This window comes from Micromonospora pisi (genome assembly GCF_003633685.1).
In the GTDB taxonomy this organism is placed as follows: domain Bacteria; phylum Actinomycetota; class Actinomycetes; order Mycobacteriales; family Micromonosporaceae; genus Micromonospora_G; species Micromonospora_G pisi.
In genome coordinates, this window is sequence record NZ_RBKT01000001.1 from 5372689 (window position 1) to 5395072 (window position 22384).

The window sequence follows — 22384 nt, forward strand, 5'->3', positions numbered from 1 at the left end:
AAGCAGTGACCCAGGTCGGTCTGATCATGGGAAGCGACTCGGACTGGCCCACGATGAAGGCCGCCGCAGACGTGCTGGACGAGTTCGGTATCGGCTACGAGGTGCGGGTCGTCTCGGCGCACCGTACGCCGGTCAAGATGATCGAGTACGGCCAGCAGGCGGCCGGGCGCGGCCTCAAGGTGATCATCGCGGGTGCGGGTGGGGCGGCTGCCCTGCCGGGCATGGTCGCCTCGGTCACCCCGCTGCCGGTGATCGGCGTGCCGGTTCCGCTCAAGCACCTCGACGGGGTGGACTCGCTCTATTCGATCGTGCAGATGCCGGCCGGCATCCCGGTCGCCACGGTCTCGATCGGCAACGCCCGTAACGCCGGGCTGCTCGCCGTACGGATCCTGGCCACCGGCGACGCCGAGTTGCAGGCCCGGGTCACCGCGTTCGCGGAGTCGCTGGAGGTTCTGGTGGAGCAGAAGGAAAAGGCACTCCAGGCCAGCCTCACGTCCTGAGCTCCGACGCCCTGGCGCGTCACGTCCGCTGATTCGATCGGTGGATGCCTGCGATGCGGCAGCAGGTGAGTATCGGACGCCGATTTCGTCGTAGCCGACCCGGCCTGCCCGGGATTCGGGCGGTGGCTGGTGAACCGTTCGGGCTCCCGTACGTCTGAAGAGCAGAGCCGTACGAGTTCGCCGGCCACTACGACGTCCGACCCGACAGGTGGTCGGGACGGGGAGGAACCACGATGACGGCGAAGTTTGGCAGCAACGGTGCGCCGACCTCCGGCCTGGTCCGCCCGCAGGATGCGCGCGTCGTCGACGCAACGGCGACCTGTCAGAGGCTGTACGACTCGTTCAGCCACGCCGCCGACGGAACCGTCTCTCCGCTGGAGCTGATCAACCGCCTCGGCCCGGCGGGGATCTCCGCCAGCGATCCTCGGCTGCGGGACACGCTGGCGCATGTTCGTGCCGGGTCCGGTGACGTTCGGGGTCTGAGCCTGGAGAGCTTCGTCGCGCTGTGTCAGCGCGACAACGATCTTGTTGCTCGTGCGCTTCGTGGCGATCTGGTGGTTCCGGACTTCGCCACCTTCACCGACGAGCTGACGGGCATGTACGAGGCGCTGCTCGGCGACGAGCGGGGAGCGGTCGCCGACTACATACCGCAACTGGCCCGGGTCGATCCGAATCAACTGGCCATCGCGGTCTGTACGGTCGACGGCCAGCGGTTCGCCATCGGCGATTCCAGCACCGGCTTCTGCGTGGAATCGGTCTGCAAGCCGATCAACTACTGCCTGGCGCTGGAGGAGCACGGGGCCGACGTTGTCCACCGGCATGTGGGCCGGGAGCCGAGCGGCCGGGGCTTCAACGAGTTGACGCTGAACAACGACGGACTGCCGCACAACCCGATGATCAATTCGGGGGCCATCATGTGCTGCTCCCTCATACGTCCCGAGCTGGACGCGGCCGATCGGTTCGATCACTACACGGATGCGTGGCGGAAACTCTCCGGCGGCGGACGGATCGGATTCAACAACGCGGTGTACCTGTCCGAGCGGCAGACCGCCGACCGGAACTTCGCGCTGGGCTACTCCATGCGGGAAAGTGGCGCCTTCCCGCCGGGTACCAACCTGCTCGACACACTGGAATTCTACTTCCAGTGCTGTTCGCTGGAGATCGATGCCGAGTCGCTGGCCGTGGTGGCGGCGTCACTTGCCGGCGGCGGTGTCTCCCCATTGGGCGGTGGGCGGATATTCTCGACGGGTACGGTCCAGAACTGCTTGTCGCTCATGTCCTCGTGCGGGATGTACGACTATTCCGGCGAGTTTGCCTTCTCGATCGGACTGCCGGCCAAGAGTGGAGTTTCCGGCGCGCTGATGCTGGTGATTCCTCAGGTGATGGGGATTTGCATCTGGTCGCCCCGGCTCGACCCACTGGGTAATTCCGTGCGGGGAATCGAGTTCTGTCGCAGCCTGGTGTCGAAGTACAACTTCCACGTCTTCGACGGGTTGGTCGACAACGGGAACTCGGGCAAGCGCGATCCGCGGAAGCGGAGGCACGAGGCGGCGCGCAACGACATGGTCAGGCTGTGTTGGGCGGCCAGCCAGGGCGACCTTGACGAGGTGCGGGCCCTGGTCGCCGGTGGCGTCGACCCGAACGTCGGCGACTACGACGGCCGTACCGCCCTTCATCTGGCCGCCTCCGAGGGGCGGTACGACATCGTCGAGTATCTGCTCGACCAGGGGGTGGACTCCGCTCCGGTCGACCGGTGGGGCGGCACCCCGGTCGTCGACGCCGTACGCGGAAACCACCAGACCATCGTGGACCTGCTGCGGGAGAGAACGGCGGACCTGGCCGACGCCGAGTTGGTCGCCCTTCCAGTCGCAGGCTGAGCGGTCCGGCGGTCGACTCGGCCGGCGGCGGCGTACGTCTGCTCAAGCGACCCGGACCCGACCTGGTCATCGCATGCCGCGGGGGCGTCACGTAGGCATCAGGAGCCCGTCAAGATCGTGTATGTGGGTGTACAGGTGTCGTCAAAGCCGGTTCCAGCGAAGCGGTGGGCGCTGCTGTGCTGGGTGGACGGCCTCGATAGAGCCGTTTGTTCGGCTTCGGGAGGTCACCTGTGCCCACGCCGTCTACGCCTGGTCCGGACGTTCCGGGACCAGTGGGTGGCTATCGCAACGCGCCGGTTACGGCCCCGGGTTTCGACGCGCCGGTGCCGGATGGTCCGGGCGGCCCGCTGGACCTGCCCGGTCACCTGGTGGTGGACACTGAGTCGCTGGACAAGGCGGCTGCCGTGGCCGGCGAGGCGGCGGGTGAGGCGGCTGGGGCGGCGCGGCTGGTGGAGAGCGCGGTGGACCGTTCCGGACCGACCCCGTGGGGTGATGACCCGGGGTTGGGGCAGAGTTTCGGGTCGGTGTTCGCCGAGCCCCGCCAGGCGCTGATACAGGCCCTGGAGGAGCTGCCCGAGGTGCTGCGCGACATGGCCGAGAAGCTGCGGCAGACCAGCCGTACCTTCGTCGACGTCGAGGGTGACGCGACCGTGATGGCGCGGTCGCTGGTGCAACCGTCACCACTGGCCAAGTCGTGATCGACGCGCATCATGTGCCGCCGGAACTGCAGAACCTGTTGATGATCCTGGCCGGCAACAAGTGGCCGACCGGTGACGAGACCGCCCTGCGTGCCGAGGCGGCCGCCTGGCGCGAGGCAGCCAAGACTGTCCGTTCCTGCGCCGAGCAGGTGGCCACCGTCAAGCGTCTGGTGGACGAGGGGCTGGAGGGCGAGACCCGGCAGGCGTTCGACGATTACGTGGCGGGGCTGATCGGTACGGGGTCGGATGACGAGTCGGCGATCCTGCCGGTCCTTGCCGCCTGCTGTGACTCGGCCGCCGACTCGCTGGAGGAACTCGCCAACGAGATCGAGACACTGCGGATCACGATCATCGGCTGCCTGGTGGTGCTCTTCATACAACTGGCGATCGACGCGCTGATGTGGGCATTCGGCGGCGCGGCGAAAGCCGCAGCGGACATAGCCGCAGGCCGGACGTTCCTCGTGGCGGTACTGCGCCGAGTGCTCATCACCGCCGTGACCCGGGTCGCCGAATCGGTACTCGCGCAGGTCGGCTTCACCCTGCTGGCTCAGCTGATCGAGATGGCGCAGGGCCACCGCCGGACGTTGAACGGCGACCAGTTGCGCACGGCCGCGATCAACGGGGCGGTCGGCGGCGCGGTCGGTGTCGGCGCGGGCTTCCTGGGCGGGATACTCCGGTCCGGTGCCGGCAAGCTCATCCGCTCGGGTCTCAACCGGTTGCCCGGCAACGGGCGGTTGCCCGGCAATGGGCGCGTCCTGCCGGTCGTGGGCAAAGCGACCGGGAACCTGGCCTGGGGTGCCGGGTACGGGGCGCTCGCCGGTATGGCCGAAGGAGCGGCTCAGGACCACGTCTTCGGACTCTCCGGCGACTGGGTCTCCGGAGCCGCCAACGGCGCCTTCAACGGTGCCTGGGGCTTACGCCACTCCGCAATGAACCCGGGCAACAAGGTGTCCATCTCCCCGGCCGACCACATCGAACGAGGCCTCAACCGCTACCTCGACCGTGGGGCCCGCCCGCAACCACCGGCCACGTCCAACAGTGGCGACGGCGACAACCCGCCGACGAACGATTCGCCGAGCCCGTACCAGTGGCCCACGTCGACCAGCGGCGGCGGCCACGAAGTGTGGCAGGACATGCCGTCATCGAACAACCCGACAGTCATCCGACCGCCGGCCAACGTGCCGCCCCCGCCCACCGAGCCGAACCCGTGGGCAGACACGAACACCGCCGTACCTCACACGCCACCGCAAAGTGATGATCTACCGCCCGCACTTGTGAAAAACCCGTGGACTGACTGAAGCCCCTCCACCCTGGCCAGTCACGCGCCAGGCGCACCCCCAGGCTGATCGAACCGGGGACGGCGGAAGCAGGTTTCGGGACGCCGACACCATGCCTTCCGGTCAGCGATTCGGTCGCGTGCACCGGGTGCCCCGCCGGTCCGGGCGGGGCACCCGGTCAGCGCATGCCGCGCAGGGCGCCGCGCAGGCGTTCCTGAGCCTTGGTGCGCCGCTCGTTGCTGGCGCCGAGGACCAGCAGCACGATGCCGACCGGGATCAGCACCAGCCATGGCCCGAAGACGGTCAGCAGGTGCAGGGTGGCGATCACGGTGACGATCGCCCCGATGATCACCGGGGCCTGCTGGCGACGCCAGGAACCGAAGATCAGCACGGCGACGCCGCCGAGCAGCAGCAGGATCTGGCGCAGGTCGCCGCCGGAGGTGCCGAGCACGATCACCAGGGTGGGCAGGAACGCGGCGACCAGTGCGGGGCCGTACGCGACCCAGCTGCTCAGGTCCGGCCGGTGCCGCAGTTCCAGGATGCCGACCAGCAGGGCGAGCGCCGCGAACGGCAGCGTGTACGCCTCCGGTAGGGCCACGTCGGCGACCCCCATCAGCAGCCACCAGGCGCTGATCTCGCAGCCCACGGCGGCCCAGAAGAGGATCCGCCGGGCCACCACCCGACGTCCCGGCCGGGTCGCCGCCACACCGAGTACGGCGCCCCAGGCGGCGAGCAGGGCGGCGATGTGCCGGGGCGAGTCGAAGGCGAGCGCCCCGGCGATGAGCGCGGCGCCGTACCCGGTCCATTCGACCGTCGCCGCCTCGCGCAGCGACTCGGGTCGGCGCAGCCGGGGCAGGGTCGCGGCGATCAGCAGCAGTGCCGCGCCGACCGCGAGTACGCCGAACGCGGACCAGACCGGGTCGAGGCCGGCGACCAGCCCGACGGTGAAGACGAAGAGCTGGGCCATGACCGAGGCGAAGAGCCAGCCGAGGATCCGGGCGGGCTGGGTCCGCCCGGCGAACGCGGCGACGCCACCGACCGCCACCGCGGCACCGAGCGTGAACAGGGTCAGTTCCCGGGTGGCGAGGGCACCGGCGAGCCCGGCGCCACCGGCGGCCAGGCCGATGGCGAAGACCAGGATCCGGGTGAGCCGCAGTGACCGCGCCCGTTCCGCGTCCGGCGGTGGCGGGGTCAGCGCCAGCCCGAGCATGGCGATGGTGAACACGGCCAGGGCGGCCATCGTGCTGTTCGGCCAGCCGAGCCCGAGCGAGATCGGGGCGATCAGGACGGTGATCGCCGCCCCGGGCAGGATGACCGGGATCGCCCGCGCCGGTCGGCCGCCGACAAATCCGGTCGCGGCGAGCGCCGCCGCCACGGTCAGCAGCAGCGCCGCGAGCACGTGGGTGCCGTCGACCGCGTTGCCGCTCGGGTTCGCGATCGCCTCGGGCGCACCCTCCCAGATTCCGGAGAGCACCTGGTACGGCTCGACCAGCGCGGCGACCAGGACCGGCGCCAGGGTGGCCACGGCGACCAGGGTCGGCAGCACCGCGGCGGCCATCGCGCCCACGGTCGGGCTGATCGCCCAGCGTCCCCGGGGCTGGTCGGGCAACTGGCGGACGGCGCCACCGAGCATCACCGACCAGCGGCGGATCGGCTGGGCGCCGCTACCCGGCGGTGGCGTGGCGGCCCGGGCCAGTTCGGCGAGGACACCGAGCAGTGCCGCCGCCGCCGCGTAGACGCCGGCGGGCAGGCCGGTGGGGATCGAGGCGACGGCGGTGATGGTCGCCCCGCCGACCACGCCGACGGTCGCGTACGGCAGGTAGCGCGGGACCCGCCGCCGGGCCAGGGCGAGCAGGGCGACACCCAGACTCGACGCGGCGAGTGCACTGGTGAGCACGATCTCGGCGGTGAAACCGAGGGCGGCGGCCAGGGCGGCGAACGCACCGGGCAGGGCGAGCAGCGCGCCACCGGCCGCCGCGCCACCGATCTGCCCGAGGTGCGGGGGCAGGTCGTCGATGGGTTCGGCCCGGCCGGCCAACTCGCTGTCCCGGTCGTCTGCCAGGTCGTCGTCGAATGGTTCGTCGTACCCGGGGTCACCGTTGGTTCTCCGTCCACCGGTGTCGGGGGCGGGGGCGAGGTTGCCGATCGTCCGGGCGAGCACCGCGACGACCAGGCCGACGAGGGCGATCACCCCGAGCGCGGCGGCTGTCGTCCAGGGCCGGACCAGGCTCGCGCCGACCGCGTGCAGCGCCACGACGGCGGCGACGGTGGCGCGGGCCAGGCCGGCCCGGGGGTCGGCGGCCGCGGCGGCGGCCATCCCGTACGCGGTCGCGACCGCGCCGCCGACCACGATCGGTGACCACCAGGGCAGGCCGAGGGCGGCCGGGGTGCCGATGGTGGCGAGCCCGACGCAGACCCCGGCGATGTCGTACTTCCACGGACGGGGCAGGGCGGCGGCTGCCGCCGCGGCGAGCAGGACCAGGGCGATCGGGGCCTGCCAGGCGCTGCCGCCGGTGCTTCCCAGCGGCCAGGCGTCGAGGTCGGCGGCCCAGATCCGGCCCGGGGTGGCGAGCACCCGCAGGCCGCCGCTGATCGCGGTGTAGCCGGCGATCAGGGCGATCACCCCGCCGCTGAGCGCGATGCCGAGGATCGGGCCCCGCCGCCAGTGCTCCGGCAACGCGCGTACCCCGACCGCGACGACCAGCACGAGGCCGGCACCGACCGCCAGTTCGGCACCGGGGGCGAGGATGCCGGCGATCCGGGCCAACGCCCCGACGAGTCCGGCGGTCGCGGCGGCGGCGGCGAAGTCGGAGCCGTCGAGCAACCGGTCGGCCCGCCGCCCGGCGTCGATCGACGGGGCCAGGAAGAGCAGCACCGCGGAGACCATGAGCAGCGCGCCGACCCAGGCGTCGGCGACGGCGGCGCCGGGCGCCCCGAACGCGGCGGCGGTGACGGCGAGCGCGCCGAAGCCGGTGCCCAGGGTCAGCGGCAGGCTGATGTGCCGCTGCGACACCTGGGCGAGGGCCGCGTACAGCAGGGTCGCGCAGACGGCCAGGTAGCTGGCCGCGAGGACCGGCTCGGTCGCGTCCCGCACCGACGCGGCGGTCGGGGTCGGGTCGACGGGTACGGTCGCGGCGACGAACGCGGCGACCGCTCCGGGTAGGGCGAACGCGGCGCCGCCGGCGGCCCAGTTGGCCACGAGGTGCCCCGACTCGCCGAGCGTGATGCCGCCGACTCTCGGCGCGAGGCTGATCAGCAGGCCGGCCACCGCGAGGGTGAGCAGGACCGCCGCGGTGAGGCTGGGACGGGCGGCGGCGGCCCCGGCTCCGGCGAGTCCGACCAGCGCCGCCGCGACCGCGTGGGTGAGGGCACCCCGCCGGGTGTCGGCGGTGAGGCCGACGACGCCGATGCCGATCGCCACCAGGACCGGTGGCCAGGGGGCGGCGGCCCACGGGAGCCCGAGCGAGGCGGGGGCGGCGAGTGCGGTCAGCGCTGCCCCGGTGACGGCGAACTCCCGGCGCATCTCCGGTGGCAGGGCGACCACCGCGGCGACGGTGAGCAGGAAGGCGGTCGCCACGAGTTGCCAGGCGGCGGGCCCGACGGTGTTGGCGAGGGCGTCCGGGTAGCCGCTGAGGTCGGCCCGCCAGACCGGCAGGGCGGCCTGGATCGGGGCGAGTGCCGCGCGCAGTGCGCTGCCGGCGACGACGACCCCGATGACCACCAGCGCGACCGCCGAGGCGAGTTGCGGCCCCCGGCGCCAGGCTTCCGGCACCATCCGTACGCCGAGACCGGTCAGGGCGACGACGAGCGCGATGAGCAGCAGCGCCCGGCCGGGTAGCGCCACGGCGGCGATTCGTCCGGCGGCGCCGATCACCGCGAGCGTGAGTACGCCGGCGGCGAGTGCGGGCAGTGGCGCCCGGCCGATCGAGAGCGCCCCGGCCAGTCCGATCGCGGCGGCCAGGATCAGCACCACCCCGGCCCGGAACGCGCCCGGTACGGTCTCGGTGCCGACCAGGGCGACAACCGCGTAGAGCAGGGCGGCGCCAACGGCGAGCCCGTGCAGCGTCCAGCTCAGCTCGCGCAGCCACGGGGTGCTCGGGGCGGCCATGGTCGACCAGGCGGCGGCCCGGGCGGGTCGGGGCGGTGGGGGGCGTTCCGGTTCCAGGGTGACGCGTCCCGGCCGTTCCTCCCGCCGCCCGGTCGGCACGGTGAGTACGGCGTCCGCCTCCTCCGGGGCGGATTCGGGCCGGTCCAGCCCGGGTTCGCCGTCGTCGGTGGGGCGGCGGCGCGGACCGTCGACGAACGGTTCGTCGTCTGCCGGGGCGCTGCGGGGCGGGACCGGTTGCCAGCCGGCGGCGGGCGGGGGTGCCAGCAGGCTGTCCCGGGTGAAGGCCCGGGCCAGGGCGAGGTCGATCGCGGCGACCATGGCCAGGACGAGTGCCCAGCCGGTAGCCCCACTGATCCACTCGTACGCGAGCAGGGGCAGCACCGGTTGGCCGGCGATCAGGGTGGCGTACCGCCCGACGTGCAGGCCGGTGGCGCTGCCGTACACCCAGCCGATGGCGGCGGTGAGCAGACAGGTCAGGCCGGCGAAGACCGGTCCTGGCAGCCCGCTGGTCCAGATGACGTCGATGGCGAAGATCGCGTACCCGTTGAGCGGCACCAGGAGCAGGCCGACGGCGGCGATCGTCTCGGCCGTGGCGGTGAGTCCGCGTCGGGCCACGATCGGCGGCGCGACCAGCATCAGCCCGGTCGCGGTGAGCAGGATCGCGACCCGGCTGAAGTCGTTCTGGGAGCTGATCGCGACGGCGGCGAAGGCGACCGCGGCGACGCCGAGCAGCAGCGCGCCGAGGCCGAGCAGGATGTTCTGCACCTCGCGGTTCGAGGCTTCCGGCTGGTTGCCGGGCGGGGCGCTGCCGGGGCGGCTCCCTGGCCCGCGTCCGCCGGTCATCCCGGGGCGCCGGGGTGGCGGCGGTGGTGGCGAGGCGGTCGGTCGCTCGTCACCCCGGCCGGTGGCGGTGCTGCCGGAGGTGGTGACGTTCTGCCGGGGCACCCGGGGTGGCGGCTGGCCGGTGTCGACGGTTGGCGGCCGCCGGTTGCCGCGTCGGCGTAACACCCGTCGTGGCTTGGTCGTCTGTTTCAGACGCTCGTCGTTGGCGTGGGTGAGGATGTCCCGTTGGAAGAGCGCGGCCTGCATCTTCGCGGCGAGTTGTTTCTGTTCGCTGGCGATGGCGGCGTCGCGCATCTTGATTTCGGCGATGGAGCGTTCGATCCGGGCCAGGTCGTCCGCCCACTGACCCTGCTCGGCCCCGCAGTGCGGGCAGCGGGGCGCGGCTTCGATCTCCCGGCCGCACGAAGAGCACCGGTACGTACTCATGGCACCTCCCGAGCGGCCTGCAAAGTGGACTCACCTGGAAGCATGCCGAAAGCAGGCGAGGGTTGAACAGTCCCTCGCCGGTGGGAGATCGGAAAAGCCGGTCACGGATCCGAGTGGATCCGTGACCGGCCGAGGTGATTCATGTTGATTCATGCCTCCGGGGAGGCGTGCGATCAGGGGCGGCCCATGCCCCGGTATTCCCAGCCGGCCTGCGTCCAGAGTGCGGAGTCGAGGCAGTTGCGGCCGTCGACGACCCGACGGCCGGCGGCGAGTTCGCCGAGGGCGACCGGGTCGGCGTTGCGGAAGTCGGCCCACTCGGTGAGGACGCAGACGAGGTCGGCGCCGGTTACGGCGTCGTTCATGCTGGCCTCGTAGGTGAGGTCCGGCTGCGCCCGGCGGGCGTTCTCCATCCCCTCGGGGTCGAAGATCCGTACGTCCGCGCCGGCCTTCGCGAGCAGCGCGGCGACCGCCAGGGAGGGGGCGTCGCGGACGTCGTCGGAGTTGGGCTTGAAGGTGGCGCCGAGCACGGCGATCCGGGTGCCGGAGAGGTCGGGACCGGCCGGGCCGTAGCGGCGGCCGAGCAGCTCAGAGGCGAGTTGCAGGACCCGGGTACGGCGACGCAGGTTGATCAGGTCGACCTCGTGCAGGAACCGGAGCGCCTCGCCGGCGCCGAGTTCCTGGGCCCGAGCCTGGAACGCCCGGATGTCCTTCGGCAGGCAGCCGCCGCCGAAGCCGACGCCGGCCTGGAGGAAGCGGTTGCCGATGCGCGGGTCGTAGCCGATCGCGCGGGCCAGCTGGGTGACGTCGCCGCCGGCGACCTCGCAGACTTCGGCCATCGCGTTGATGAACGAGATCTTGGTGGCGAGGAAGGCGTTCGCCGCGACCTTGACCAGTTCGGCGGTGGCGAAGTCGGTGACCACCAGGGGAACCTCGCGGTCCTCGGTGGCGGCCAGGTCGAAGACGCCCTTGTGGGCGGCGTAGAGCATGCCGTTGGCCCACTCGCTCTTGACCCCGACGACGATCCGGTTGGGGCGGAGCACGTCCTCGACGGCGAAGCCCTCCTGGAGGAACTCGGGGCTCCAGGCGACCTCGACACCGAGGTCGGCCGGGACGTGCTTGCCGACCAGTTGCTCGATCCACTCGGCGGTGCCGACCGGTACGGTCGACTTGCCGACGATCAGGGCCTTGCGGGTCAGGTGCTGGGCCAGCCCTGTGACGGACGTCTCGACGTACGACAGATCGGCGCCCATCCCGTCGGCACGTTGCGGGGTGCCGACGCAGATGAAGTGGACGTCGCCGAACTCCGCGGTCTCCTGGTACGACGTGCTGAACCGGAGCCGGCCGGCGGCCAGGTTGCGGCGCAGCAGTTCGTCGAGGCCGGGTTCGTGGAACGGCACCTCGCCGCCGGCGAGCTTGGCGATCTTGTTCGCGTCGACATCGAACCCGATCACGTCGTAGCCGAGTTCGGCGAAACAGATCGCGTACGTCGCGCCCAGGTAGCCGGTGCCGAGGAAGGTCAGCCGCGGCCGAGCGGCGCCGGAGGGAGGGCTAACCGCGACGATTGCCGGCTTGGGTTGTGTGCTCGGGTAAGGGATTGTCACGCCTGTTCTCTCCGCTCGCACTGGGCGGCGCTTCCTTGCGTCGCGGTGGGCAGGGCGGCGTCACCACGACGCCAATTGGGACAAATTTATTTGGACTACACATTCCGTGCGCTACTGCGAGGGTGCGGCCTGAGGGCCGACTGCGCAGGCAACGACAGAGGCAGAGCTTACGCGGCGCGGTCGGGGTGTCGTCCGTTCGGTCGGCATCTTCACAATCGCCCCCGTTCCGGAGCCCGGTACGGTCGCGCGCCGACTGCGACCGTTCGCCCGATCCCGGCTCGCCCAAATTGATCTTGCCCTGTCTTTGAGCGACCCCTAGGCTCCGAGCCACCTGACGCCCGCTTCGCAGAAGGGGACAAAAGTACTACATGAGAAAATCCCTAGCCAGTCGCCTGCCGGCCCGCCGCCGGTTCGCCGCCGGGGCTGCGGTCACCCTGGCCGCGTCGCTCCTGCCCCTGCTCAACGTTACCGCTGCTCAGGCGGTTACCCCCGCGCCCGCCTGCCTCCCCGATCCGACCGCCCACCTGGACTCGGTACCCAGCCCGGAGGCGGCTCTGGGCTTCCCGCTCGGCACCGGTCAGCAGCGGGTGGTCACCAGCGACGAGATCCGTTCCTACCTGACGGTGGTCGACGCCGCCTCCGACCGGGTGGTCACCGGCACCATGGCGACCAGCGTCCTCGGCCAGGCGCTGCCGTACGCGATCGTCTCCAACCCCAAGCACGTCAAGCCGGCCGAGCTGGACGCGATCACCGAGTCGATCAAGGACCTCCGGGATCCGCGGATCACCAGTCCGGCGAAGGCGGCCGGGATCGCCCAGCGCGGCCCGGCGATCGTCTGGGTCACCGGCAACGTGCACGGTGGCGAGAAGAGCGGCGCCGACGCGGCGCTGAAGACCCTCTACGAGTTGGCCGCCGGCCTCTCCTGTGAGGTCGAGAAGCGCAACGAGGAACTCGTCACGATCATCGTGCCGAGCCAGAACCCGGACGGTCGCGACGCCAGCCGGCGGCAGAACGAGTTCGGCTTCGACCTGAACCGGGACTGGTTCTCCCGGACCCAACCGGAGACCGACGCGAAGCTGGAGATGCTGCGGGAGTACCCGCCGCAGGTCTACATCGACGCTCACGAGATGGGCGGACGGGAGTACTTCTTCCCGCCGAACGCCGACCCGATCCACCACGAGATCTCCAGCGAGGTGGTCGACTGGATCAACCGGATCGGCGACGCCAACAAGGCCGGCTTCGGCTACAACGGTGCCTGCACCGACACCGTCACCACCGAGTGCTACTTCAACTACGACACCTATGACCTGTTCTTCATGGGGTACGGCGACACCGTCCCGGCCACCGGGTTCGGCGCCGCCGGCATGACCTTCGAGAAGGGCAGCTCCTCGGCGGTCCAGGACCGGGTGCAGCAGCAGTTCAACACGCAGTGGGCGACGCTCGGCTGGGCCGCGGCGAACAAGCGCGAGGTGCTGAACAGCTACTACAAGATCTGGCAGGACGCCCTGGCCGAGGGTGCCGCCGGCACGCTCCAGCCGAACGAGGTGGTCCAGCCCACCAACGAGGTGCAGTTCCCGGTTCCGGACACCAACATCAAGTCGTACTTCCTCCTGCCCGACCGGCAGCTCGCCGACGTACGGGCCCTGGTCGAGCGGCTGCGCAAGATGGATGTCGAGGTCTACGAACTCAAGGAGCCGGTGACCGTACCGACTGCGAAGATCTTCGGTGGCCGTACCGCGAGCAACATCGTCGTTCCCGAGGGCGCGTACTGGATCAAGATGAACCAGCCGCAGAAGCACTGGATCCAGGCCACCCTCGGCGAGGACCCGTACACCCCGTTCCCGTACTTCTACGACGTCTCGTCGTGGAGCAACCCGCTGCTGATGGGGATCAACGCGATCTACACCGGCGACGAGGTGAACCCCCGGGCCAACCGGGTCAAGGAGAACAAGGGCGGCACCAGTTCGATCGTGGCGGACGGCGGTTCGTACAACTGGAAGCTCGACTCGGCCGCGGCGGCGAAGTTCACCTTCGAACTGCTCGGCAAGGACATCCCGCTGCTGCGTGACCTGAACACCGGCGTGGTCGGCATGCGCTCCGCCCGGCTCACCCCCAAGCTGGACAAGCTCGCCGCGTCCTACGGGGTGACCCTGCACCCGAGCAAGCAGCCGCCGGCCGGCACCAAGCTGACCCGGCCCGACGTCGGGCTCTTCGCCGGCACCGGGATCAGCACCACCTCCGGCTCGTACGGCGAGGCGCGGTTCGTCCTCGGTGACCAGTGGGATCTCGACCTGACCACGGTGACCACCGCGGACATCAACGACAACACCGCCCGGTTCCGCGACCGGAGCACCCTGCTGGTGCCGGACGGCAGCAACGCCACCGGTGGGCTGACCGCTGCCGGGCAGGCGAACCTGCGGGCCTGGATCGCGGCCGGTAACACCTACATCGGGCTGCGCAACCAGGGGACCCGGATGGCGCGGGCGGCTGGCCTGACCTCGACCACCGAGGTCACCAAGCCGGCCGGCTACACCATGGTCGGCTCGCACCTGCGGGTGGACGTCGACCAGACCAGCCCGGTGGCGCTGGGTCGGCCGGCGGAGGACTTCGAGTTCAACAACGGCGACTCCGTGCTGCGGCCGAGTACGACCGGCGTGAACGTCCTCACCTACCCGTCGGACGACCGGTTCTGGCACAACGGCTACACCGTTGGCGAGGATCTGCTCAAGGGCACGGTGGCGCTGGTCGACGAGCCGACCGGGGCCGGGCACGCGGTGCTCTTCGCGTTCAACCCGCTGTTCCGGGCGTACAACGAGAGCGGCCTGCACCTGGTCGCGAACGCGCTGCTCGCCCCGGCCGGGACGGCAACCGCCGGGCTGCGCCGGACTGACGCGGTCGAGCCGGCCCGCGCGGCGGCCGCCGCCGCGCCGGCACCGGAGAACCTGGGCGGACAGTGGCGGCCGATCACCATCGAGGTGGCCGCCGCCGACCAGGCCCGGGCCGAGGCCGTGATCGGGAAGTACACCGGTGACGCCCGCGCGTCGGTCGCCAACGGTTCGACCTTCCTGGTCGTCCCGAACCCGGACGGACTCCAGTCCGACGAGCACCCGTACCTGGGTGACCTGGTCCGGGAGCTGCGTACCAGCGGTATCCCGGTGCGTTCGCTGATCGGCTGAGAAACGGGTGCACCCCGGTCGACCGGGGTGCACCCGGGGGTGGGGCTAGTGAACTTTATTACCGTTCAGTAGCCCCACCCCACCCGCGCGCGGTACAACTGGGTCCACGATGTGTTCCCCAGGGGAGGGCCGCGATGAGCACCGAAGCGTTCGACGTCTACCAGTTGCCCGAGGAGCACGGGACGATCCGGGAGGCGGTCCGGGCCGTCTGTGACGCCAGGGTCGCGCCGCACGCCGCCGAGGCCGACGAGACCGGTGAGTTCCCCAAGGCGTCGTACGAGGCACTTCGTGCCGCCGACTTCCACGCCCCGCACATCCCCGAGGAGTACGGCGGTGCCGGCGCGGACGCCCTCGCCACCGCCATCGTGATCGAGGAGGTGGCCCGGGCCTGCGCGTCGTCCTCGCTGATCCCGGCGGTGAACAAGCTCGGCACCATGCCGCTGCTGCTGGCCGGCTCCGAGGAGCTCAAGCGGCGCTACCTGCCCCCGGTCGCCAGGGGCGAGGCGATGTTCTCGTACTGCCTCTCCGAACCGGAGGCGGGCAGCGACGCCGCCTCGATGACCACCCGCGCCACGCTCGACGGGGACCACTACGTGCTCGACGGGGTCAAGCGCTGGATCACCAACGCCGGTGTCTCGGAGTACTACACCGTCTTCGCGGTGACCGACCCGACCGCCCGCTCCCGGGGCATCTCCGCCTTCGTGGTCGAGCGGTCCGACCGGGGGGTCAGCTTCGGTGCCCCCGAGAAGAAGCTCGGCATCAAGGGTTCGCCGACCCGTGAGGTCTACTTCGACAGCGTACGGATTCCGGCCGACCGCATGATCGGCGCGCCCGGCACCGGGTTCGCCACCGCGATGCGCACCCTGGACCACACCCGGGTCACCATCGCCGCGCAGGCGCTCGGCATCGCCCAGGGCGCGCTCGACTACGCCCTCGGGTACGTCAAGGAACGCAAGCAGTTCGGCAAGCCGGTGGCGGACTTCCAGGGCATCCAGTTCATGCTCGCGGACATGGGCATGAAACTGGCGGCGGCCCGTGAACTGACGTACACGGCGGCCGGCAAGTCGGAGCGGGGCGACGCGGACCTGACCTATTTCGGTGCTGCGGCGAAGTGTTTCGCCTCGGACGCCGCGATGGAGATCACCACCGACGCGGTCCAGTTGCTCGGCGGCTACGGCTACACCCGGGACTACCCGCTGGAGCGGATGATGCGGGACGCCAAGATCACCCAGATCTACGAGGGCACAAATCAAGTGCAGCGGATTGTCATGGCGAGGCAGCTGCTCAACGGCGTCTCTTAGGTTATTTTCCCAGCTCAAGGCCATGTTGATGGGTGAGTTGATCTTTCGGTTGACTTCGACTGATCTTGGATCTTCTCGAACGTCATGCTGGCCAAATGCTGGCCTGTGAGCTGAGGCATTGCGATTAATCGAGCAACATCAGCCTTTGTGGGCCGACCTACGTGATCATCTGATTGGTTACCGCTCAGGGGTACTCGGCAGCGCTGGCGTCCGCACCGAGCGTCACCCGGTTAATCACCAGATGGAACGCCAATCTGACTCTTGGTGGCCTGCCGCGGTGCATCCTCAGCCGACCTGGATCGTCGTGTCCATGCCTAGTGCTTTGTGGTTATCGAGGGAGCACCATAGTTCGTAGGAGCCTTGCTGCAGGGTCACCGTGACCTGGCCGGTGGCGCCTGCCTGCACGTTGGGTGAGGCCTGGGTGTCGACTCCCGGGCCCTTGATCGTCAAGTTATGCAACATCGTCCCCTGGTTTACCACCTCGAAGGTGTACACGCCGGGCGTGAACGTGGTTGTCGACAGGGTGATCGAGAATTCCTTCTCCGTTGCCGTGACCTTGGTCCCCGTCGCCGCCGACGAGGCTGCGGGAGAGCCGGTGCCGCTGCTAGTGCTGCTCGGGGTGGGAGAATCCCCGCCGCCGCAGCCGGCGAGCAGGAGTGCACCTCCCGCTCCGGCCGCCAACACCAGCATGATTCTGCGCTTGAATGCGCCCATCGCTCGGCCCTCCGATCCATGCCAAGATTACCGGTTTGGGCCTGATGTGCCCCGCAATCGGAAGATAAGTCCGGAGCGTTTGGGCGGGAGCGCGGGGCTCTCCAGGGTCCACGAGACACGCGAGTTCCTGGAGCTGGCGCCGGCGACCGATTTCGTCGGGTTGGGTCGACCTGACCTCGCCGACTGCCAGCGACGATCTCGACGCGCTGCCGGAGGGCCCGTTCGCGCGCGCGGGGGTCTTCCGCCCACGACCGGTGGTGAGGCCATCGGCGTTCACGTGGCGCCGACAGGGCGCTGCACCACAGCCTGCACTGTGGCCCGTAATGTCGGGATCTGGGACTCTGGGCAAATGCTGGTCCGGCCACCTGTCAGAGGGTGTTATTGCAGGTCAGAGTGCTGCGATTCCAAGATCACCCAGATTTACGAGGGTACGGAACCAGGTGCGGCGCGTCGTGATGGCGCGGCAGCTCCTCAAGTAAGCCGTTGGCCTGCTTGCACGTAGGCCAACGGCACGGTCTCCGGGTGGAGGATTCGTTAAATTGCCCCAGTTGGGGCAGATCCGGGTAGTTCGGCACGCGCGGTTACGGGAAGGTGGCGGTCCGGCGGAGATCGTCACCCGCTTTCAAGATCATAAGCTCTGAGGTTGTGGGGTTCTCGTTCAAGATCGCGCCTGGTGTCCGGATTCGTACCTCCAAGCGGGGCATCCGGACCAGCATCGGACCACGCGCGGCGCGAGTGCACATCGGCGCCGGGAAGACCAGATTCTCGACCGGCGTCGGCCCGGTCGGATACGTCACCAGCGGCGGCACGGGGAACGGCAAGAGCAAGGGTAAGAGCGTGCAACGCGGCAAGTCGGCCACGCCGTCCGTCCGGCAGCGCCCGACCAGGCCAACCGGCAGCGGCAGCGGTACCGCCGAGAACAACGGACGCGTACGGATCGCCCGGCAGATCGACCGGCAGATTCACAAGATCACGAGTGTGCACCGTGGTTCCGTCCCGGAGGCTGTTCGGCCGATCGCGGTTCCGGCCCGCCGCCCGGCCCGGCTGCCGATCTACCTGCGTGCGCGCCGACAGGAACTCGACGGGGTCCGGCCGTGGCAGCGTCAGGCGCGGGCCGCAGCCGTCCGGCGTGCGCGCGAGCTCGCGGACGTACAGGTCGCCCAGGTGTTCGCGGAACGCGAGCAGGCCCAGGCAGAGGAACAGCAGCGCCTCGACGAACGCTGGCAGAAACTGTGTGACAACCACCCGGTGACGGTTCGCGAGACGGTGGCGGCCGCGTTCGCCCGCCAAAAGACCGCGGTGGCGACGGTCAGCGTCGAGGACGGCCAGATCGCACTGGTCGCGACCGTCGGCCACATGGACGACGTCGTCCCCGGTGACGAAGCACTGAAGAGCGTCAACGGGTATGTCCTCATCCGCAGCCGGTCCCTCTCCGACCGGGTCCGGCTCTACCGCGAGCACGTCTGCGGAACTGCGTTGGCGGCGGCACGGCAGGCGTTCGCGGCGGCACCCGGGCTGAGCGCGGCCCGCGTCGTCGTGCTGCGCCAGGACGGCGAGGACTCGTACGGGACGCCCCGACACTCGGGCCTGTACGCGCTGCGTGTCACCCGTGACGCACTCACCAGCATCCGGTGGGACCAGGCCGGCGCCACCGACATTGTCCAAGACTCAGCAGGGGAGGAGACCAACAGCGTCTCCGGGTTCCCCGAACCGTTCACCGAGAAGCAGATCCGACAGGACCCGTCCGTCACCGCGTTCCTTGCCCGGCTGTCCGAGCCGCCCGCCGACCAGAAACAGGAGGTCACGGCATCATCGGCCGTTACCTCCCCGCCGGACGGCAAACGCCCGCGTCCCTTCCTCCTGCTGTTCGGTTGGACTTTCCTCTGCTCGCCGTTCTGGCACGCCTACAACGGCGTCTGGACCGACCACCGCCACATCGCGACCAGCATGCTCGTCTACCCGACGACCGGTCTGCTCCTACTGCGACTGCGCATGGTCAAACGCGGTGCGGCGCCGCCCGCCGGCAACTCCGGATCACGGCTGTTCTACCTGCTGGCGGTGATGTGGGCAGCCGGTCCGGCACTGCTTGCCGGCGATCGGTGGCTCTACGGCGGATCGGTGTCCCGCGACGTCGTGGCCTTCATCGGCTCGTCGCTGATCTGCTGGATCGTGGCGCTGACGCTGTACGGCTGGACGGTGCCTCCTCGTGGCGCCGAGCCGGTGGCGCCGCCCCGGCGACTCAACGTCCCCGCGACCGCCGCGCTCATCGCCCTGCTTGTCGTCATCGTGAACGTGTACCCCACGGGTTCCCGCGCGGCCGCACCGGTGAACTCACAGGCTGTGGCAACGGCGCCGCCCGTACCCGATCCGTCGGTGACCGCGCCGGCCGTCACCTCTACGCCTCCGGCGACCACCGTCGCAGAGGTGATGCCCGACCTCGTCGGCCGGCGCCTACCAGACGCGGAACAGGCGCTGTACGCCCTGACCACTGACGTCGCGCCGTCGCACCAGGACCGGTCGCCGCTGGACCGCGACGTCTGGATGAGGGACAACTGGACCGTCGTCGGGACGCTTCCCGCCGCCGGCACCTCCATCGGGCCGGGCCTGAAGATTGAGATGTTCCTGCTCAAGAACAGCGAGGCCGCCTGGTTCGCCCAGCATCCGGTCATGCCGAAGATCAAGGCGGGCGCAGATGCTCTCGATCTGACTGGCGAGGGGGAGCCTCTCGACGGCATGTCTGAACTGGTCGAGCTGCGCTATGCCAAGAACAAGACGCCCAAGGATGCTCGCGACCCGAACGAGAACTTCGACGGTTGGGAGCCGGCGGAGGAGAAGACAGCCCGGGCCGGGTTGAAGCAGGCATACACCGGCCTCGTCGTCGGCAGCGTCCCCACGGCGGAGCGGAAACTCCGTACCGGGCAGCTGATCATCGTCACCGTCAAGGATGGGCCCGACAGCCCGTCGTCTGGCGGCAGCGACTCGGTTCCCTCGCTTCCGGACAACAACGACGGCGATGACGACGTCAACGTTCCTGGGCGGCTGTGTCCCACCCGCTTCTGCTGACGCTCGCTGGCCGTGCGGGTGTGGGCCGCTCAGCCGGACGCCGACACCGACGAGTGGTCGCACGAGGTCGACATCGACCCGGACGTGCGGGAGGAGTGCTGCTGTTCCGCGCCTGCGGTAGGACGTCCGGCGGCGGTTTTGGAAGCGAGGACCGTCGTCGTTCTCCTCATCGACCGCCGCGTCATCCGGGCGCCGCCGGGCGAACGGTGGAATAACCGCGTCCAACGGCGGGAAGGTACGCCCGATGAATCCGACCTGCTCACCTCCAGCGGCTGACGCCGGCACTGCCGATCTCTCCTGATCCGTACGGTTCGGTCGCGGATCGCCCTGCCGTGGCGGGCCGTACCGTTTCAGCCCCTTGCTGCCGCCCTCACCGTCTTTTGCATTGACATATCCAAGCCGGGACTATTCGTTCTGCGGCAATTGTTGTGCTCTCTGTCGCTTCCCCCGCTACTCCGGATGAGTCCCCTTGATCCACTTTCGTGCTCTGCGGTTGCCCGGCCGATCGGTTCACCGGAGTCGGTGGGTGATCGCCGTACTCGCGCTGGTCCTGCTCGCGCTCTCCGTGGGCGGCTGGGCGGGCAACCGGGGTGGTTCCACGGCAGCTCCCCGCGACACCCCCACAATGTTCAGCAACCCCGTGCACCAGGGCGACACCCCCGACCCGCAGGCGATCCGGGTGGGCGAGACCTGGTATCTGGTGCACACCAACAACGGCGGACAGAACGTGCCGATGCTGACCTCATCCGACCTGGTCAGCTGGAGCCCGGCGGGCGACGCCCTGCCCAACCTGCCGTCCTGGGCCGATACCGGTCGGACCTGGGCGCCCGAGATCATCGCCCTGGCACCCACCCGTTACCTGCTCTACTACACCGCCGCCGACCGGACGTCCGGCCTCGAGTGCATCGGGCGGGCGGTGGCCACCGAACCCCAGGGGCCGTACCGGGACGACTCGCCAGCGCCGCTGATCTGCCCCACACACGAGGGTGGGGCGATCGACCCGAGCCCTTACCGGGACAGCGACGGCACACTCTGGCTGCTCTGGAAGAACGACGGCAACGCGATCGGTGCGGACACCTGGCTCACCTCCCAACGCCTCTCCGACGACGGCCTGCGCCTCGTGGGTGAACCCCACCACCTGCTGAAGCAGACGAAGGCATGGGAGGGACCGCTGGTCGAAGGGCCGTTCTTCTGGCGGCACGACGGGCGCCTGTTCCTCTTCTTCGCCGCCAACACCTACGACCGGAGCAGCTACGCCGAGGGCTACGCGGTCTGCGACGACCCGACAGGCCCCTGCGTCGACGCCCCGGAGAATCCCATCCTGCGATCGAACGCGGTCGCCACCGGCCCGGGACACGCCTCGATGATCGAGTACGCCGGCCAGACCTGGCTGCTCTACCACGCCTGGCAGCCCGGCCGTGAGGGGAAGGCCGACCCCGGTCGGCAGCTCTGGCTGGACAGGGTCACCTGGGACGGCGGTCGCCCGCAGGTGCACGGGCCGACGGCGGCTCTCCAGCCGCGCCCGGTGCCGGCCGCGCCGGCACCCTGAACGCATGGCCCATCCGTGACCGGGTAGGTCCTGACGACACTGCGTCGGGGAGGGCTGATGGCGGGAGCGTGGTTGTTGGGATCCGATGCGGCGACCAGGGCGGACCGGCCCAGGGCGGTGCTGGTGGCGGTTCGTAACGAGGCCGACCCGCAGGACAGCGGCTCGGGTACCGAACTCTCGCTGGCGGAGTTGGAACGGCTGGCGGACACCGACGGGCTCACCGTCGTGGACGCGGTCGTGCAGAGCCGTCCCCGACCCGACTCCGCCACCTACGTCGGCGCCGGGAAGGTACAGGAGTTGACCGAGGCGGCCGAACGGGGCCACGCCGATCTGGTGATCGCCGACGGAGAGTTGACCCCCGGCCAGGTGCGCAACCTGGAGGAACAGGTCGGGGTGCGGGTTGTCGACCGTACCGCGCTCATTCTGGACGTCTTCGCCGAACACGCCCGCACCAGCGAGGGACGCCTCCAGGTGGAGTTGGCCCAGATCGCGTACCAGTTGCCCCGCCTGCGTGGCGACGGCCGAGGGCTTTCCCGGGTCGGTGGTGGCCGGGTCGCCGGCGGCGCCGGTATGGGCGTCCGTGGCCCGGGTGAACAGCGCTTGGAGACGCAGCGGCGCCGGCTGCGGCAGCGGGCTTCCCGGCTGGGCGAGCGGGTGCGGGAGCTGTCCCGGCGACGGGAGCAGACCCGTCGGCGCCGCACCCGCAACCGGGTGCCCTCCGTGGCGATCACCGGCTACACGAACGCGGGAAAGTCAGCCCTGCTCAACCGCCTGACCGGGGCGGACGTTCTCGTCGAGGACGTACTCTTCGCCACCCTCGACCCGACGGTGCGCCGGATCAGGGTCGACGACATCGTCGCCACACTCGCCGACACCGTGGGTTTCGTCCGCTACCTGCCCCACCAACTGGTCGACGCCTTCCGCTCGACGTTGGAGGAGGTCAGCAGGAGTGACCTGGCCGTACACGTGGTCGACGCCTCGGCGCCGGACGCGGCGAACCAGATCGCCACGGTGCACGACGTGCTGCGTGAGATCGGTGCGGGGGATGTGCCGGAGCTCCTCGTGCTCAACAAGATCGACGTAGCACCGCAGGAGCAGTTGACCACCTTGCGACGGAGGTACCCCGACGCGCTGGCGGTGTCGGCGCTGACCGGGGCGGGCGTCGGCGAACTACGTACCGCGCTTGCCGCCCGGCTCAGGGAGGTCGGCACCGGGACACCGAGCCCGTCCAGGTGACCCTCCGTCGACGCC

13 protein-coding genes are annotated in these 22384 nt (G+C 70.2%); 10 read left to right on the top strand and 3 right to left on the bottom strand.

What is annotated here, in order from left to right:
* Positions 1 to 5: 5 nt before the first annotated feature.
* From purE to BDK92_RS23040, 4 genes are all read left to right on the top strand, one after another.
* Positions 6 to 500: a 5-(carboxyamino)imidazole ribonucleotide mutase gene (gene purE / locus BDK92_RS23025; RefSeq protein WP_121158571.1), complete on the top strand. Its 495-nt coding sequence runs from the start codon at positions 6 to 8 to the stop codon at positions 498 to 500.
* A 233-nt stretch (positions 501 to 733) separates the two neighbouring features.
* Complete coding sequence (glsA, locus tag BDK92_RS23030) at positions 734 to 2377, top strand: glutaminase A (protein WP_121158572.1); 1644 nt, start codon at positions 734 to 736, stop codon at positions 2375 to 2377.
* 323 nt (positions 2378 to 2700) lie between these two features.
* Positions 2701 to 3075: a type VII secretion target gene (locus tag BDK92_RS23035; protein WP_170208655.1), complete on the top strand. Its 375-nt coding sequence runs from the start codon at positions 2701 to 2703 to the stop codon at positions 3073 to 3075.
* Positions 3072 to 4373, top strand: coding sequence for a WXG100-like domain-containing protein (locus BDK92_RS23040; RefSeq protein WP_121158574.1), 1302 nt, complete (start codon positions 3072 to 3074; stop codon positions 4371 to 4373). The genes BDK92_RS23035 and BDK92_RS23040 overlap by 4 nt, the downstream gene beginning before the upstream one ends.
* A gap of 157 nt (positions 4374 to 4530) precedes the next feature.
* On the opposite strand, the gene BDK92_RS23045 is transcribed toward BDK92_RS23040, so the two are convergent.
* On the bottom strand, positions 4531 to 9729 hold the full coding sequence (locus tag BDK92_RS23045; RefSeq protein WP_121158575.1) for an SCO7613 C-terminal domain-containing membrane protein: 5199 nt from the start codon (positions 9727 to 9729) through the stop codon (positions 4531 to 4533).
* Between the two features lie 173 nt (positions 9730 to 9902).
* Positions 9903 to 11330, bottom strand: coding sequence for a UDP-glucose dehydrogenase family protein (locus BDK92_RS23050; RefSeq protein WP_121158576.1), 1428 nt, complete (start codon positions 11328 to 11330; stop codon positions 9903 to 9905).
* 368 nt (positions 11331 to 11698) lie between these two features.
* Between BDK92_RS23050 and BDK92_RS23055 the strand changes: the two genes are divergently transcribed.
* Positions 11699 to 14506: a M14 family zinc carboxypeptidase gene (locus BDK92_RS23055; protein WP_121158577.1), complete on the top strand. Its 2808-nt coding sequence runs from the start codon at positions 11699 to 11701 to the stop codon at positions 14504 to 14506.
* Positions 14507 to 14640: 134 nt separating this feature from the next.
* Positions 14641 to 15807, top strand: coding sequence for an acyl-CoA dehydrogenase family protein (locus BDK92_RS23060; RefSeq protein WP_121158578.1), 1167 nt, complete (start codon positions 14641 to 14643; stop codon positions 15805 to 15807).
* 285 nt (positions 15808 to 16092) lie between these two features.
* Here BDK92_RS23060 and BDK92_RS23065 read toward each other — a convergent pair whose 3' ends face one another.
* On the bottom strand, positions 16093 to 16521 hold the full coding sequence (locus BDK92_RS23065; RefSeq protein WP_121155307.1) for a cupredoxin domain-containing protein: 429 nt from the start codon (positions 16519 to 16521) through the stop codon (positions 16093 to 16095).
* Between the two features lie 591 nt (positions 16522 to 17112).
* On the opposite strand from BDK92_RS23065, the gene BDK92_RS23070 reads away from it, so the two are divergent.
* From BDK92_RS23070 to hflX, 4 genes are all read left to right on the top strand, one after another.
* Positions 17113 to 19584 carry a DUF4236 domain-containing protein gene (locus BDK92_RS23070; protein WP_121158579.1) on the top strand — a complete coding sequence of 824 codons (2472 nt, stop codon included), beginning with the start codon at positions 17113 to 17115 and terminating at the stop codon, positions 19582 to 19584.
* A 12-nt stretch (positions 19585 to 19596) separates the two neighbouring features.
* On the top strand, positions 19597 to 19860 hold the full coding sequence (locus tag BDK92_RS23075) for a hypothetical protein (RefSeq protein WP_121158580.1): 264 nt from the start codon (positions 19597 to 19599) through the stop codon (positions 19858 to 19860).
* A 250-nt stretch (positions 19861 to 20110) separates the two neighbouring features.
* On the top strand, positions 20111 to 21133 hold the full coding sequence (locus BDK92_RS23080) for a glycoside hydrolase family 43 protein (RefSeq protein WP_246017203.1): 1023 nt from the start codon (positions 20111 to 20113) through the stop codon (positions 21131 to 21133).
* A gap of 57 nt (positions 21134 to 21190) precedes the next feature.
* Positions 21191 to 22369 carry a GTPase HflX gene (gene hflX / locus BDK92_RS23085; protein WP_121158581.1) on the top strand — a complete coding sequence of 393 codons (1179 nt, stop codon included), beginning with the start codon at positions 21191 to 21193 and terminating at the stop codon, positions 22367 to 22369.
* The last annotated feature ends 15 nt before the right edge of the window (positions 22370 to 22384 follow it).

Bases quoted from the DNA above. Each gene is read 5' to 3' on its own strand.
- hflX (WP_121158581.1), top strand. From the start codon at position 21,191: ATGGCGGGAGCGTGGTTGTTGGGATCCGATGCGGCGACCAGGGCGGAC.
- BDK92_RS23060 (WP_121158578.1), top strand. From the start codon at position 14,641: ATGAGCACCGAAGCGTTCGACGTCTACCAGTTGCCCGAGGAGCACGGG.
- BDK92_RS23045 (WP_121158575.1), bottom strand. From the start codon at position 9,729: ATGAGTACGTACCGGTGCTCTTCGTGCGGCCGGGAGATCGAAGCCGCG.
- glsA (WP_121158572.1), top strand. From the start codon at position 734: ATGACGGCGAAGTTTGGCAGCAACGGTGCGCCGACCTCCGGCCTGGTC.
- BDK92_RS23065 (WP_121155307.1), bottom strand. From the start codon at position 16,521: ATGGGCGCATTCAAGCGCAGAATCATGCTGGTGTTGGCGGCCGGAGCG.
- BDK92_RS23055 (WP_121158577.1), top strand. From the start codon at position 11,699: ATGAGAAAATCCCTAGCCAGTCGCCTGCCGGCCCGCCGCCGGTTCGCC.